General features: G+C 70.3%; 1 pseudogene. It reads left to right on the top strand.

The features are described from left to right. A pseudogene (locus ACQG3P_RS21575) lies at nt 1-184 on the top strand (bifunctional folylpolyglutamate synthase/dihydrofolate synthase); the annotation flags it as partial. Nucleotides 185-246 lie beyond the last annotated feature (62 nt).

Genomic DNA, 246 nt, shown 5'->3' with positions numbered 1-246 from the left:
GAGTGCGACGGCATTGCTTGCCCGCCTGGCGGGCACCGCCGCCGCTGCGGCTGCCACCCATGACGACGGGGACACTGCGTTGCAGCAGGCGCTGTCGGCGGCCCAGGCGGGTGACCGCGTGCTGGTCTTTGGTTCCTTCCACACTGCCGCGCAGGCCTTGCTGTGGCTCGAGAACGCCCTCTGAGGCGGGCAACCAGCGACAACGTTCAGCCGTCTTCGACGCCGCACCCGCGCGCGCCCGTTTAA

It is taken from the genome of Stenotrophomonas sp. SrG (assembly GCF_050031795.1).
Taxonomy (GTDB): Bacteria; Pseudomonadota; Gammaproteobacteria; order Xanthomonadales; family Xanthomonadaceae; genus Stenotrophomonas; species Stenotrophomonas rhizophila_A.
This window is presented reverse-complemented; position numbering and strand designations above follow the sequence as displayed.